The sequence below is a fragment of the Pseudomonas sp. NPDC077649 genome (assembly GCF_044542855.1).
In the GTDB taxonomy this organism is placed as follows: Bacteria; Pseudomonadota; Gammaproteobacteria; order Pseudomonadales; family Pseudomonadaceae; genus Aquipseudomonas.
In genome coordinates this window covers 357,176-371,411 of sequence record NZ_JBITVF010000002.1, presented here as the reverse complement: position 1 = coordinate 371,411, position 14,236 = coordinate 357,176, and the positions used below count along the sequence as shown (strand labels likewise).

Here is a 14,236-nt window from a genome sequence, read left to right as displayed (position 1 = left end):
AATCGGCAGGGGCAAAAACTTAGTTCAGAGATTTCTAAACTAATCGCCCGGCACTAGACTGTTGCACCTGCTCTCAGGCACGTCGTTGACAGCTGCTAGGCTGAGTGCAACGGCGCGTCGGCCATATGGCGTATCGCGCTTATTTTGGAGCTCGCGGCGAGGAGGCCTGGATGCCGTTAACCGCTTACCGCACCCATCGTTCCCGAGTGCGACTGTGCGCCTCTCTCGCCGTGGGGATGCTGCCGGTTGTGCTCGGCCTGATGTTTCTGTACGCGCAGGCCGGAATCGTGCTGCGCGACATCAGCCGCACCAGCGCCGCCGACGCCGTGCGCCAGATCGACCTGATGCTCGACAATGCCAGCCAGGCCGCCGGCGAGGTATTGCCGCAGGTCGGCAGACCCTGCGCGGAGGTCGAGCTGGTGCTGCGCGAGCAGGTCGCCACCGTGCCCTTCGTGCGCTCGGTCAACCTGCTGGATGGGGGACGGCTGTACTGCTCATCGCTGTTCGGCGCGTTCGAGGAGCCAGTCGACTCTGCCGCCTACGTGGCCGGTCGGCTGCGGCTGCTGGCGGGCAACCCGGTCACCCCGAATCATTCGTTGCTGGTGTATCGCGATGTCGTGGACGAGCGCGGCGCGCTGGTGGCGATCGACGGACGTTACCTGGCCAACGTGCTGCAGTCGGTGGATCGCGGCGCCTTCATGCAATTGCTGGTGGGTGAGCAGTGGATGCCGCGCAGCGGACTGGTGCGAGCGGGACGCCTGCCGGAATACCCCGTGGCTCGGGTCGCGCTGAGTTCGACGCGCTATCCCTATCAGGTACGTGCGGCGTTTCCCGGAGGTGCGCGGCTGAGCTACATGGGCGAGCAATATCCGGTGCTGTACCTGCTGCTGGGGCTGCTCGGCGCGCTGGCCGGCGTGGGCAGCCACTGGCTGCTGGCGCGCTCCAGCTCCCCCAGCATCGAGTTGCGTCGTGCGCTGCAGGCCGGAGAATTCATTCCCTATTTCCAGCCGCTGGTGCGCAGCGGTTCGCAGCAGTGGATAGGCGCCGAGGTGCTGATGCGCTGGCAGCACCCGCGCGAGGGGCTGGTGCGCCCGGATCTGTTCATTCCCTTGGCGGAAAGCTCCGGCCTGATCGTGCCGATGACTCGGGAACTGATGCGGCAGACGGCGGAGCTGCTGGCGCCGGTGGCGGATCGACTCGGCGGCGGGTTTCATATCGGCATCAACATCGCAGCCGCTCATTGCCGTAGCCGCGAGCTGGTCGAGGACTGCCGCAACTTTCTCCAAGCCTTCGTACCGGGGCAGGTGGTGCTGACCCTGGAGCTGACCGAGCGCGAACTGCTGGAGCCGGATGCCTTCACCGATCAGCTGTTCGCCGACCTGCACGAGATGGGCGTGAAGATCGCACTGGATGACTTCGGCACCGGCCATTCCAGCCTGAGTTACCTGCACAAGCTCAAGGTGGACTACCTGAAGATCGACCAGAGTTTCGTCGCCATGATCGGCAAGGATGCCCTGTCGCTGCACATTCTCGACAGCGTGATCGACCTGTGCGCCAAGCTGCAGCTGGAGGTGATCGCCGAAGGGGTGGAGGACGAGCAGCAGCTGCGCTACCTGGGCAATCGTCGCGTGGACTATCTGCAGGGCTACCTGTTCGGTCGGCCCTTGCCGGCGGCCGAATTCCTCGCCTGCGCGCTGGACGATCCGGCTGCTTCCGTGCAGCTGCCAGGGTAGACTGCCTGGCATGACGCCTCTCACCTCGCTACCCGATCTCAAGCTGCTGCGCATCTTCGCCTGCGTGGTACGCCACCAGGGCTTTGCCGCCGCGCAGCAGGAGCTGAATCTGTCCACCTCGGCCATCAGCACCTATATGAGCCAGCTGGAGACGCAACTCGGCCTGGTGCTCTGTCATCGTGGTCGCGGCGGTTTCAGCCTGACCAGCAAGGGCGAGCTGTTCCACCAGGAGACCTTGCGTCTGCTCGGCGAGCTGGAGGGCTTCGAACGCTACTCCGCCGCGCTCAAGGGCGAGCTGCGCGGCACCCTCAATCTCGGCGTGCTGGATTCCACGGTGAGCGATCCGGCGCTGCCGTTGGCCGAGGTGATCGGCGCCTACAGCCAGGAACATCCCGGCGTGCACCTGCACCTGTCGGTGATGAGCCCCTACGAGCTGCAGCTGGCGGTGCTCGACAACCGCCTGGATCTGGCCATCGGCGCCTTCTCCACGCGGATGAACGGCCTGGTCTATCAGCCGCTGTACCGCGAGCAGCACTGGCTGTACTGCAGCGAACGGCATTCATTGTTCGAGCAGCGGCGCATCCCCGCCGAGGTGATCACCCAGCAGCGCATGGTCGGCCGCGGCTACTGGAGCCAGGCGGAGCTGGCGCGGCACGGCTTCAAACACAGCGCGGCGACGGTGGAGTCGATGGAGGCACAGCTGATCCTGGTGCTGTCCGGCGCCTATATCGGCTACCTGCCGGAGCATTACGCGCAGCCCTGGGTCGAGCAACAGCGGCTCAAGGTGCTGCTGCCCACCACCTTCGGCTACCAGGCGCCGTTCTCGCTGATCCTGCGCCGCGGCCGCTCGCGCGAGCCGCTGATCCAGACCTTCCGCGACCTGCTCAAGACGCAACTGAATCAGACCTGAAACAGGCTCGTCCGATTATCTTTGCCATGCTCAATGGCGGCGCCTGGCGCCGTGATTGCCCTGTGCTAGTACTTATTCATACGTATGTCTCAACCTTCATTCGACAGGGATGCCACGATGCGCCAGAACCTGCCTGTGACTCAGCGGGAAAGGACTTTTCCCGCCGCCGAACGCCTGATCTCCACCACCGACCTCAACAGCAAGATCACCTACTGCAACGATGCCTTCGTCGAGATCAGCGGCTTCACCCGCGAGGAACTGATCGGCCAGCCGCACAACCTGGTGCGTCACCCGGACATGCCGCCGGCGGTGTTCGGCCATATGTGGGAGACCATCAAGCAGGGCAAGCCCTGGATGGGCATCGTCAAGAACCGCTCGAAGAACGGCGACTTCTACTGGGTCAGTGCCTATGTCACGCCGATCTACGAGAACGGCCGCATGGCCGGCTACGAATCGGTGCGCTCGCTGCCGAGCGAGGCGCAGAAGCGCCGCGCCGAAGCGCTGTATGCGCGGCTGCGCAGCGGCAAGCCGCCGGTGCCCAAGCTGGAATCCTGGACCTATGACCTGCTGCGTTCCTGGCCGCTGATCCTCGCCGGTCTGGCGATTCTCGGCGCGCACTGGCTGCTCAGCGGGCCCTGGCTGCTCGGTTTTATCCTCGCCGCCCTGTTCGCCCTGGGCTCCTACCAGCTGTACCGCACCCGCCAGCTGATCCGCCGCACCCTGGACGAACACCCCAAGGCCTTCACCAGCGCTCTGGTGGCGCTGACCTACAGCGACAACCGCGGTGCCCAGGCGTTGCTGGACATGGCCATGATCAGCGAGGAGGCGCGTCTGCAGACCGCCTTGACGCGCCTGGAGGATGCCGGGGTCAACGTCAAGAAGCGCGCCGCGCAGTCCGCCGAACTGTCGCGCTCCGGCGCCGCGCTGCTCGACCAGCAGCGCGCCGAGACGGACCAGTCGGCCACTGCCATCAACCAGATGGCGGCGACCATCCAGGAGGTGACGCACAACGTGCAGAGCACCTCGCACGCCGCCGAGGAGGCCGACCGCCTGGCCAAGGAGGGGCGCCAACTGGCGGTCGGCAGCCTGGACTCCATGCGCCACATGGCCCAGGCGGTGACCGATATCGGCCAGGCGGTCAACGAGCTGGCCAACTCCACCCAGTCCATCGGCAGCGTCGCCGACGTGATCACCTCGATCGCCGAGCAGACCAACCTGCTGGCGCTCAACGCCGCCATCGAGGCGGCGCGCGCCGGCGAGCAGGGCAGGGGCTTCGCCGTGGTGGCCGACGAGGTGCGCTCGCTGGCCTCGCGCACCCGCCAGTCCACCGAGCAGATCCACCAGATCATCGCCGACCTGCGCGCCGGCGCCGAGCGCGCGGTGGTCACCGCCGGCAAGGGCGAGGACATCTCGCGCGGCAGCATGCAGAGCGTGGAGTCGGTGCGCGATGCGCTGGAAGGCATCAGCGCGGCGGTGACGCGCATCACCGGCATGAGCCAGCAGATGGCGGCGGCGTCCGAGCAGCAGAGCCATGTCGCCGAGGACATCAGCCGGCAGATCACCCGCATCGCCCAGCTCTCCGACCATAGCGCCGGGCAGGCGCACCAGGGCGCGGAAATCAGCCGCGAGCTGGAGCAGATGGCCGACTACCTGCACAGCCTGGCGGAGCGTTTCAACCGCTGAAGCGGGATTGGGCGATGCCCTGGGGTGGAAAACCGCGAAGCGCTGTCCACCCCGGGCCCGCTTGCCGGAGTCGGCGTCTGGTAGCCCGGGTGCAATCCGCCGACTCTTCCCCGAATTGCATCCGGGCTAGGCGCCTGTGCTGCCTGGCGCCGCGCTTCGTGGCACACTGCGCGGCATGCCTCGTCCGACCTGCCCCCGCTGCCTGCGCCCGCTCGGCCATTGCCTGTGTGTGCTGATCCCCGCACTCGATAGCCGCACCCGCCTGCTGATCCTGCAGCACCCCAGCGAAACCGCGCACGCCCTGAATACCGCGCGGCTGGCCGCCCTGGGCCTGCGTAACGCCGAGCTGCGGGTGGGCGAGACCTTCGGAGAATTGCCGCAGCTCCTGGCGCAACCGGGCTACCGCGCCTGCCTGCTGTTCCCTGGCGAGGAGGCCGTCGAACTGACCGCCCAAACGCAGGGCGAGCTGCCGCTGTTGCTGGTGGTGCCCGATGGCACCTGGCGCAAGGCGCGCAAGCTGCTGCACCTGAACCCGGCGCTGGCGAGCTTGCCGCGGGTCGCCCTGCCGGCCGGGGCGCAATCGCGCTACCGCCTGCGCAAGGCGCCGGCCGAGGGGGCGCTGTCGACCATCGAGGCGATTGCCACGGCGCTGGATGTGCTGGAGGCTCCGTGCAGTTTCGCGGCGCTGCTGCGGCCGTTCGAAGCGCTGATCGAGGGGCAGATCGCGGCGATGGGCGAGGAGACCTTTCGCCGCAATCACGGGCAGGGCGGCCGCAAGCCGTAGGCGTTGCGTGGCGGGAACCCAGCAGGCACTCGCTGCCTGCAAGAGCGGGCTTGCCAGCGATACGTCACGATCCCGGAAATCGCAAGGCATCGCCGGCAATGACTAGGCGTCCCCCCGGCTCTTGCGGGGTGTTCGATCAACGTTCGCGCATGGCCTCGGAGCGGGCCTTGAGCACCGGCTTGAGCAGGTAGGCCAGCACGCTCTTCTCGCCGGTGATGATGTCCACCGTGGCAACCATGCCGGGGATGATCAGCAGCGGATTGTCCTCGCTGCCCAGGTGGCTTTTGTCGGTGCGCACCTGGATCAGGTAGAAGCTGTTGCCTTCCTCGTCGGTGATGGTGTCGGCGCTGATCAGCTCAAGGTTGGCCTTGAGCCCGCCGTAGATGGTGTAGTCGTAGGCGCTGAACTTGACCATGGCCTTCTGCCCGGGATGCAGGAAGGCCACGTCCTGCGGGCGCACCTTGGCCTCGATCAGCAGGCTGTCGTCCAGCGGCACGATCTCCAGCATGTCGTTGCCCGGCTGCACCACGCCGCCGATGGTGTTGACCTTGAGCTGCTTGATCACCCCGCGCACCGGCGACACGACGGTAGTGCGAGTGACCTTGTCCTGGATGGCGACGCTGGTGGCGGTGATCTTCTGCAGTTCGGTGCGCAGCTCGTTGAGCTCCTTGAACGCCTCGGCGCGGAAGCTCAGCTCGGACTCCTCCATCTTGCTCCTGATCTCGCTCATCGCCGCCTCGGCGCGGGGAATGGCCAGGTTGGTCGCCTCCAGCGAGCCGCGCACCTCGACCACGCTGCGGCGCAGACGCAGCACCTCGACCTCGGAAATCGCCCCGGAGGCTACCAGCGGCTGCGACATGTTCAGCTCCTGCTGCAGTAGGCCGAGGCTGGAACGGTATTGCTGGGCCTTGGAGCGGAATTCGGCCAGCTCCTGCTCCTTCTGCCGCAGCTGTTCGCCGAGGGTGCGCTGCTCGCTTTTCAGGCGCTGCTGGCGCGAGTGGTACAGCGCCAGCTGGTCTTCGGCCAGCTGCGGCGCGTCGCGGGTGATCTCCTCGGGCAGCTGCGGTTCGCGGCCCTCGGCCTCGGCGCTGAGGCGTTCGAGGCGGGCGATCAGCGCCAGGCGATCGGCTTCGGTCTCGCCGCGGTTGGAGAGGAAGCGGGTGTCGTCCAGGCGCAGCAGCACGTCGCCCTTGTTCACCACCTGGCCCTCGCGCACGAAGATCTCGCTGACGATGCCGCCTTCGAGGTTCTGGATCACCTGCACCTTGCTCGAGGGAATCGCCTTGCCCTCGCCGGTGGTGACCTCCTCGAGCACCGCGAAATGCGCCCAGAGCAGCGCGGCGAGCAGGCAGGCGCTGACCGCCCAGACGGTGGCGCGGGTCAGCCAGGGCGAATCCTCGAGGATGGCGCCTTCCACCTCGGGCATGAACTCGGTGTCCTGGCGCCGCTGGCGCAGGCTGCCGAAATAGTCGCGCAGGCTGTGTTCCATGCTCGCCTCCTAGCTCGGCGAGGGGCCGACGCGGCCCTTGCGCAGTGCTTCGATCACCGCGTCCTTCGGCCCGTCGGCGACCACGTGGCCGTTGTCCAGCACGGCCAGGCGGTCGACCAGGCTGAGCATCGAAGCGCGGTGGGTGATGAGGATCAGGGTCTTGCCCTGCACCCACTTGTGCAGGCGCTGGCGCAGCAGGTCCTCGCTGGTGTTGTCCATGGCGCTGGTGGGTTCGTCGAGCACCAGGATCGGCGGGTCGAGCAGCAGCGCGCGGGCCAGCAGCACAGCCTGGCGCTGGCCGCCGGAGAGCAGCTGGCCGCGTTCGCCCACCGGGCGGTCGAAGCCTTGCGGGTGCTGCCGGGCCAGGTCGATCACCCCGGTCAGTTCGGCCACTTCGAGCATGCGCGCGTCGCTGACGTAGCGTGCGCCGAGGGTCAGGTTGTCGCGCAGGCTGCCGACCAGCAGCGGCAGGTCGTGGGCGACGTAGCCGATCTGGTGGCGCAGGTCGGCGACATCGAGCTGGCGCAGGTCGAGGTTGTCCAGCAGGATCTGCCCCTCGTCGGCGCTGTAGAAGGCCATGATCAGGCGCGCCAGGGTGCTCTTGCCCGAGCCGCTGCGGCCGATGATGCCGAGGTGTTCGCCGGCGGCCAGGTGCAGGCTGACGTTGCTCAACGCCGGGGCGCTCTGCCCCGGGTAGCGGAAGCTGACCTGGCGGATGTCCAGGGCGCCCTTGAGCTGGGTGCGCTCCAGCGGCCGCTGCTTGTCCTGGCGCTCCTGCGGCAGGGCCATCAGCGCGTCGGTGCTGGTCATGGTCAGGCGCGCCTGCTGGTAGCGGGTGATCAGCCCGGCGATCTGCCCCAGCGGGGCGAGGATGCGGCTGCCGAGCATGTAGCAGGCAACCAGTGCGCCGACGCTGAGGTTGCCGGCGATGATCGCGTAGACCCCGGCGACTATGGTGGCCATGCCGGCGAACTGCTGGAGGAACAGGGTGCCGTTGGTGGCCAGCGCCGAGAGGAAGCGTGCGTGGCTGTCCAGGCGGGTGAGGGCGCCGTGGGTCTTTTCCCACTGGTGCTGGCGTTCGCTCTCGGCGCCGCAGGCCTTGAGGGTCTCCAGGCCGCCGAGGGTCTCGATCAGCAACGCCTGGCGCTGCGAGGCCAGTTGCAGGCTCTTCTCCACGGTGTCGCGCAGGCGCATCTGGATGATGAAGGCGAACAGCGCGGTGAGCGGGAAGGCCAGCAGCGGGATCAGCACCAGCCAGTCGCCGATCAGCCAGATCACCAGGATCATCAGGAAGGAGAAGGGCAGGTCGATCAGGCTGGTCAGGGTCACCGCGGTGAGAAAATCGCGCAGGCCCTGGAAGTCGTGGATGCTCTGGGCGAAGCCGCCGACGCTGGCCGGGCGGGCCTTCATCGCCATGCCGGTGATGCGCTCGAACAGGGTGGCCGAGAGCACCACGTCGGTCTTCTTGCCGGCGGTATCGAGCAGGTGCGCGCGCAGCACCTTGAGCAGCAGCTCGAAGCCGGTGCCGATGAGCAGGCCGACGGCCAGCACCCAGAGCGTGGCGGTGGCCTGGTTGGGCACCACGCGGTCGTAGGTCTGCATGACGAACAGCGGCACCATCAGGCCCAGCAGGTTGATCAGCAGGCTGGCCAGCAGCGCATCGGCGTAGAGCCAGCGCGACAGCTTGAGGGTGTCGCGGAACCAGGCTTCGAGGCGCGGCACCAGCGGCGTGCGTGCCTCCTCCAGCTCGTGCCGCGGGCGGGCGAAGAAGGCCTGGCCGCTGTACTCGGCGGCCAGTTGCTCGCGTGCGACCCACTGTTCGCCGCCGTCGGCCTCGCACGGCAGGATCTGCGCCTGGTCGTTCGCTCCCCATTGGCGCAGCACGGCGCTACGGCCGTCCTTGAGCAGCAGCAGCACCGGCAGGTTGAGTGCGGAGATGCTGGCCAAGTCGCGAAACAGCAGGCGCCCCTGCAGCCCGGCACGCGCGGCGGCGCGCGGCAGCAGATCGGCGGTCAGGCGCTGCTCGGGCAGGGGCAGGCCGGCGCTCAGGCTGCCGCGACTGACCGAGCAGCCGTGCAGCCGGCAGAGGATCAACAGGCCGTCGAGCAGCGGATCGTCGTGGCTGAGCCGCGGATCGCTGGCAGGCCCTGGCCGTTCCATGGTGGTCAAGTTCTACTACTCCTGCGCCGGGACTACTTCATTTCCGGCAGGCGCGCCTCGCTCTTCACCTCGGTGAGGGCTACAGCTTCTGCCGGGACTACGACCTGTTGCTGACGCAGCAGATCACCCATTGCGGCAATCACCCGGTACATCGAGAACTCCTCGGCGAAGCGCACCTCGCTGTAGCGGCGGTTGGCGGTGAACAGTTCGTTCTCGCTGTCGAGCAGGTCGAGCAGGGTGCGTTGGCCCAGGCTGAACTGCTGCTGGTAGGCCTCGCGCACCCGCGCCGTGTAGTCCGCGTAGTCGCGGGCTTTGGGCGTTTGCAGGCGGGCGTTTTCCATGGCGTTCCAGGCCAGCGAGAGGTTCTCGTTGAGCACCCGCAGGGCGTTGTTGCGGATGTCCATGGACTCGTTGATCTGGTGCGCTGCCCCCTGCAGGCGGGCCTTGTCGCGCATGCCGTTGAATAAGTTGTAGTTCATTACCACGGCGGCGCGCCAGCCCTTGTTGTGGCCCTCGTCGCCCTGGATGTTGTCGCCGGCGTTGGTCGCCAGCTCCAGGTCAAGACGCGGGTAAAAGGGCGCCTTGGCCACTTCGTACTGCTTCTCGGCGGCGTTCACGTCGGCTTGCGCCGACTTCAGGAAGGGGTTGTTGTCCATCACCGTCTGCCGCGCGGCCATCAGGTCGGCCGGCATGTTGCCGCGGATGGTGGCGGGCGATTCGAGCTGATCGGGCAGGCGGCCGACGGCGCTGAAGAAGTTGGCCTCGGCGTCGGCCAGGTTGACCTGCTCGGTGTAGAGGTTGTTCTGCGCCAGGGCCAGACGGGCTTCGGACTGATCGAGGTCGGCGGTGCTGCCGACGCCCTGCTGGCTGCGCAGGCCGATCTGGTCGTGGATGCGCTGGTGGGCCTGCAGGTTGTTGCGGGCCAGTTCGACCATCTCGCGGCGCATCAGTACGTCCAGGTATACCTCCACCGTGCGCAGGGCCAGGCTCTCCGAGGTGCCGAGCAGGCGATAGGCGCGGGAGTTGACCACCGACTCGGTGCGAGCCACCTCGTTGGGGGTGTTGAAGCCGTCGAACAGCATCTGCCGCAGGCGCAGTTGGGCATCGTTGTACGTCAGGGTTTCCTTGTTGTGGTCGCCCAGTGCGCGGGTGGTGGGACTGTCGGTCTGCTCGCGGCCATAGCCGACCAGCAGGTCGACGGTCGGCAGATAGCCGCCCTTGGCGATCTTCATATCTTCATCCGACGAAAGGCGACTGTTGGCGGCGGCATGAATTTCCGGGTGGTTGTCCAAGGTGCTCTGGATTGCTTCGGTCAGGTTCATGGCTTGCGCCTGGCTGCAGGCAACCGCCAATAGCATGGCGCTCCATAGGGGGTTGAGTGTGCGCATTGGCGTATCTCCTTACGAATGTTCTTATCCTGTCGCCAAAAAAATGGCTTTTTTGCCTGGTAAACCGTTTCAGGCTTGTAACATCACAGCTAAGAACAACTTTTGGAGAAGCTAAGAAGAATTTTTCACAAGGCTTATTCTGAAAAAGTCTTATGTTCTCTGCGAAAAGCAGCACATTGTTTGATCTTAGAAGCCGCGTATTTGGTGCCTTTCTATGGCTTGCGTGGCTAAAACAGACGGTCAAGCACCGACAGGGCGGGGATTCATCTGATGGAGTAGTTCGACGCGGGCTGTAGTGACATTTTTTTGTCAGTAGCGGTTTAGGTTTTTTGCGCCGTTCCATTTCAGTCAGCTGGTTTGACCTCACCTCACGCTCGAAAAGGTGTCTTGGCCCATTTGGCAATACGTGTCGACGGTGGTCGGCAGCTGTAGTGAGGATGGAATCATGGCTACTCTAATTGGTGTCGTCAGCCAGGTTGTCGGCGAGGTTTTTGCGGTAGCGAGCGATGGATCGCGCCGGCCACTCAGTGAAGGCGATCGGGTCTATGCGGGCGAGCAGCTCGTGACCGGCGCCTCTGGCGCCATCGCGGTAGCCCTGAGCAACGGTCAGCAACTGACCCTGGGTCGCGACAGTAGTTTGACGCTCGACGAGCAGATGCTCGCCGCCAGTCCTGCCTCACAGGCCCCGAGGGCCGATGCAGCGCCTCCCGTTCCCAGCGACAGCGACCTGACCGACGTCGAGCAACTGCAGGCGGCGATCGAGGCCGGCGTCGACCCGACCCTAGAAGGCGAAGCCACCGCGGCCGGCCCGGGGGCCGGCGGTGGCGGCGCAGGCGGCGCCGGTGGCGGTCACTCCTTCGTGCTGCTCGGCGAAGTCGGCGGCGCGCTCGATCCGGTGATCGGTTTCCCGACGGCCGGATTCTCGGGAGGTCCCGAATTTCCCGATCCTGAGCCTGAGGTGCGTGCGGATCCCGAGCCGACTCCGGAGACGCCCAATTTCATTCCCGACATTGATGTCGAATACCAGAACTTCGTTGGCGCGGTGACCACCGGCCCGGCGCTAGTCGACGAAGCCGCCCTGGCTGACGGTAGCAATCCATCCAGCCCGGCCGAGCAAGCCTCGGGGCGTCTGGTCATCAACTCGCCGGACGGAATCTCCTCCGTGCAGATTCAGGACGTGAACGGCAACTGGATCGATGTCACCAATGGCGGTGAGGTACAGGGCAAGTACGGCATTTTGACCGTCGACGCGGCGGGCAACTGGGTCTACACCCTGACCGGCAGCACCCTAGATCATGACAATCCCAACGGCACCGGTAGCGCCGACCAGGTCGGCGAGGGTTTCCTGGTGCGGATGTTCGACCTCGATGGCGATGTTTCGCCGACCGTGTCGCTGGACGTGTTGGTCAGCGATGACTCTCCCAGCGTCAGCCTGGCTGATCGCGAGTTGAATGCACTGGTGGTCGATGAGAGCGACCTGTCGGTGAACGATCAGGGCAGTTTTGCCTCCGCCTTCGAGTTCAATCTCGGTGCGGACGGTGGGGTGGTGGCCTTCAGCTTGAATGTCCTGAGGCTGGACAGCGGGTTGATCGACACGTTGACCGGGCAGGGAGTTGAGCTTCACCTGAACGGTAATGTCGTGGAAGGCTGGGTGGGTGGCGATGCCGGTATGGTCGCTTTCCGCATCTCGGTTGCCGATGACGGCAACGTGACTTGGGATCAACTGCGGGCTCTGCGTCATGACGATCCGAATGACACGAATGAAGCTGTCACCTTGGCGGGTGGATTGATTCAGCTGGTCGCTACCGCGACAGATGGCGATGGTGATTCAGCCTCTGCCTCCCTTGATCTGGGGGGGCTCCTGATTGCTCGCGACGACGGTCCGTCGATTGGCGTAGTGACTGGTGCGAACACCAGCCTGGTGGTGGATGAAACCAACCTGGCGGTGAACGCCAGCACCGACATTTCCGGTGCCTTCAACGGCGCGTTTGGCGCCGACGGGGCAGGCAGCCTGGTCTACAGCGTCAGCACGGTGAACGGCACCGACAGCGGCCTGGTGGACACCGCCACCGGGCAGGGCATCTTCCTGTTCAACACCGCGACCGGCGTGGAAGGCCGGGTAGGCGGCGTGGGCGGTCCGGTGGCGTTCAGCGTGACGCTGGCCGGTAGCACGGTGACCCTGGATCAGGTGCGGGCGGTGGTGCATCCGACGGCCGATCCGAACGAGCCGATCAGCCCGGCGGCAGGCAGCCTGAGCCTGGGCGCGACCATCAGCGACGCCGATGGCGACAGTGCCAGCGCCAGCCTGGACCTGAGCGGTTCGCTGGTGTTCCGCGACGACGGTCCGTCGATTGGCGTGGTGACCGGTGCGAACACCGGCCTGGTGGTGGATGAAACCAACCTGGCGGTGAACGCCAGCACCGATATTGCCGGCGCCTTCAACGGCGCGTTCGGCGCCGACGGGGCAGGCAGCCTGGTCTACAACGTCAGCACGGTGAACGGCACCGACAGCGGCCTGGTGGACACCGCCACCGGGCAGGCCATCTTCCTGTTCAACACCGCGACCGGCGTGGAAGGCCGGGTGGGCGGCGTGGGCGGTCCGGTGGCGTTCAGCGTGACGCTGGCCGGTAGCACGGTGACCCTGGATCAGGTGCGGGCGGTGGAGCATCCGACGGCCGATCCGAACGAGCCGATCAGCCCGGCTACGGGCAGCCTGAGCCTGGGCGCGACCATCACCGACGGCGATGGCGACAGTGCCAGCGCCAGCCTGGATCTGAGCGGTTCGCTGGTGTTCCGCGACAACGGGCCGTCGGTGAGTGTGAACGCGGTGGTGCAGCTGGACGACGATGCCCTGGCCGGTGGCAACCCGGGCGGTGTCGGCGACGACCCGGACGGGGTCAATGTCAGCGGCACCCTGGGGCACAGCTTCGGCGCCGACGGCGGTTCGCTGGCCTGGCTGACCAGTGGTGCGCCGGCAGGCTTCAGCTATGAGCTTTCCGGTACCAGTCTGCTGGTCAAGCAAGGCAGCGTGACGGTGCTGACGGTGACGCTGGATAGTGCGACCGGCGCCTATACGGTGACGCAGAACGCGCCGATCATGCATGTATCTGGCGACAATGAGAACAACCAGCTGTTCACCCTAAGCTACCGGGTGAGCGATGGTGACGGCGACACCGCTGACGGCACGCTCCAGGTCAATGTCGACGACGACACGCCGGTTGCGAATGACGACGGCAACCTGGCGAATCTGGCCGAGAATTCCTCGGGTGTATCCATAGGCACGGTAGCGGGGCTGTTGAGCAACGACAGCTATGGTGCCGACGGGGCGGGCACATCGGCGTTCGTCATCGCTGTGGGCGACAAGGGCGGTACGGTGACGATCGATGGGGACGGCAACCTGATCTACACCAACACCACGCTGAATGTGGTGAATGGTGAGACCGAGGTCGAAACCTTCACCTACACCATCACCGATGGTGACGGCGATACGGCGACGGCGAGCTTCACGGTGACGCTGAGCGACACTGGTGTGAGCAACGTGGCGGCCAGTGCCAACCTGCTGGCGGACGATGACGACGCGACGAACCCGGTAGCGGTAGGTAACCCGGGTGGTCCGGGCGATGACAACACAACCTTGAGTGGCACCATTACCTATACCTTGGGTGCGGACGCGATCGGCAGCGTGACGCTGTCGACGGCGGGCAACGCCACCGGCCTGCAGACGCTGAGCGGGCAGAGTGTGGTGACCACGTGGAGCGGCGGCGTGCTGATCGGCTATGTGGCGGGCACAGATGCCAATGTGGCGGCGAACCAAGTGTTCACCATCACGGTGTCCAATGTGGGCAACAGCAGTGCCGACTACACGATGGTGCTGATCCAGCCGGTGAAGCATGCGGTGAGTGGTACGGAAGACAACACCACGCCGTTCGCCGTGAATGTGCTGGTGACGGACGCCGATGGCAGTACAGGCACGACCAGCTTCACGGTGGTGATCGACGACGACACGCCGGTTGCGAATGACGACGGCAACCTGGCGAATCTGGCCGAGAATTCCTCGGGTGTATCCATAGGCACGGTAGCGGGGCTGTT

At 65.9% G+C, this 14,236-nt stretch carries 7 protein-coding genes and 2 pseudogenes; 6 read left to right on the top strand and 3 right to left on the bottom strand.

Annotated features, from left to right (window positions below; all coding sequences use genetic code 11):
- The first annotated feature begins 170 nt into the window (after positions 1 to 170).
- The 5 genes and pseudogenes from ACIGFL_RS08770 (at position 171) to ACIGFL_RS08750 (ending at position 5,110) form a co-directional block, all read left to right on the top strand.
- Complete coding sequence (locus ACIGFL_RS08770) at positions 171 to 1,733, top strand: EAL domain-containing protein (RefSeq protein WP_397496891.1); 1,563 nt, start codon at positions 171 to 173, stop codon at positions 1,731 to 1,733.
- A gap of 10 nt (positions 1,734 to 1,743) precedes the next feature.
- Positions 1,744 to 2,643, top strand: a complete 900-nt coding sequence (locus ACIGFL_RS08765; protein WP_397496890.1) for a LysR family transcriptional regulator — start codon at positions 1,744 to 1,746, stop codon at positions 2,641 to 2,643.
- Between the two features lie 84 nt (positions 2,644 to 2,727).
- A pseudogene (locus ACIGFL_RS08760) lies at positions 2,728 to 3,039 on the top strand (PAS domain-containing protein); the annotation flags it as partial.
- A 312-nt stretch (positions 3,040 to 3,351) separates the two neighbouring features.
- Positions 3,352 to 4,326, top strand: a pseudogene (locus ACIGFL_RS08755) (methyl-accepting chemotaxis protein); the annotation flags it as partial.
- A gap of 175 nt (positions 4,327 to 4,501) precedes the next feature.
- On the top strand, positions 4,502 to 5,110 hold the full coding sequence (locus tag ACIGFL_RS08750) for a tRNA-uridine aminocarboxypropyltransferase (protein WP_397496889.1): 609 nt from the start codon (positions 4,502 to 4,504) through the stop codon (positions 5,108 to 5,110).
- A gap of 136 nt (positions 5,111 to 5,246) precedes the next feature.
- Here ACIGFL_RS08750 and ACIGFL_RS08745 read toward each other — a convergent pair whose 3' ends face one another.
- From ACIGFL_RS08745 to ACIGFL_RS08735, 3 genes are read right to left on the bottom strand one after another with little or no spacing between them, the layout of a single operon-like run.
- Positions 5,247 to 6,599, bottom strand: coding sequence for an HlyD family type I secretion periplasmic adaptor subunit (locus ACIGFL_RS08745; RefSeq protein ID WP_021442109.1), 1,353 nt, complete (start codon positions 6,597 to 6,599; stop codon positions 5,247 to 5,249).
- Between the two features lie 9 nt (positions 6,600 to 6,608).
- Positions 6,609 to 8,759, bottom strand: coding sequence for a type I secretion system permease/ATPase (locus ACIGFL_RS08740; RefSeq protein WP_397497104.1), 2,151 nt, complete (start codon positions 8,757 to 8,759; stop codon positions 6,609 to 6,611).
- 32 nt (positions 8,760 to 8,791) lie between these two features.
- Positions 8,792 to 10,147: a TolC family outer membrane protein gene (locus ACIGFL_RS08735; RefSeq protein ID WP_397496888.1), complete on the bottom strand. Its 1,356-nt coding sequence runs from the start codon at positions 10,145 to 10,147 to the stop codon at positions 8,792 to 8,794.
- A 445-nt stretch (positions 10,148 to 10,592) separates the two neighbouring features.
- On the opposite strand from ACIGFL_RS08735, the gene ACIGFL_RS08730 reads away from it, so the two are divergent.
- Positions 10,593 to 14,236 (top strand): retention module-containing protein (locus ACIGFL_RS08730; protein ID WP_397496887.1); only part of this gene is annotated, 3,644 nt, incomplete at its 3' end.

What these genes read in the sequence shown, in the direction of transcription:
- ACIGFL_RS08770 (WP_397496891.1), top strand. Translation starts at nt 171, where the DNA reads ATGCCGTTAACCGCTTACCGCACCCATCGTTCCCGAGTGCGACTGTGC.
- ACIGFL_RS08765 (WP_397496890.1), top strand. Translation starts at nt 1,744, where the DNA reads ATGACGCCTCTCACCTCGCTACCCGATCTCAAGCTGCTGCGCATCTTC.
- ACIGFL_RS08750 (WP_397496889.1), top strand. Translation starts at nt 4,502, where the DNA reads ATGCCTCGTCCGACCTGCCCCCGCTGCCTGCGCCCGCTCGGCCATTGC.
- ACIGFL_RS08745 (WP_021442109.1), bottom strand. Translation starts at nt 6,599, where the DNA reads ATGGAACACAGCCTGCGCGACTATTTCGGCAGCCTGCGCCAGCGGCGC.
- ACIGFL_RS08740 (WP_397497104.1), bottom strand. Translation starts at nt 8,759, where the DNA reads ATGGAACGGCCAGGGCCTGCCAGCGATCCGCGGCTCAGCCACGACGAT.
- ACIGFL_RS08735 (WP_397496888.1), bottom strand. Translation starts at nt 10,147, where the DNA reads ATGCGCACACTCAACCCCCTATGGAGCGCCATGCTATTGGCGGTTGCC.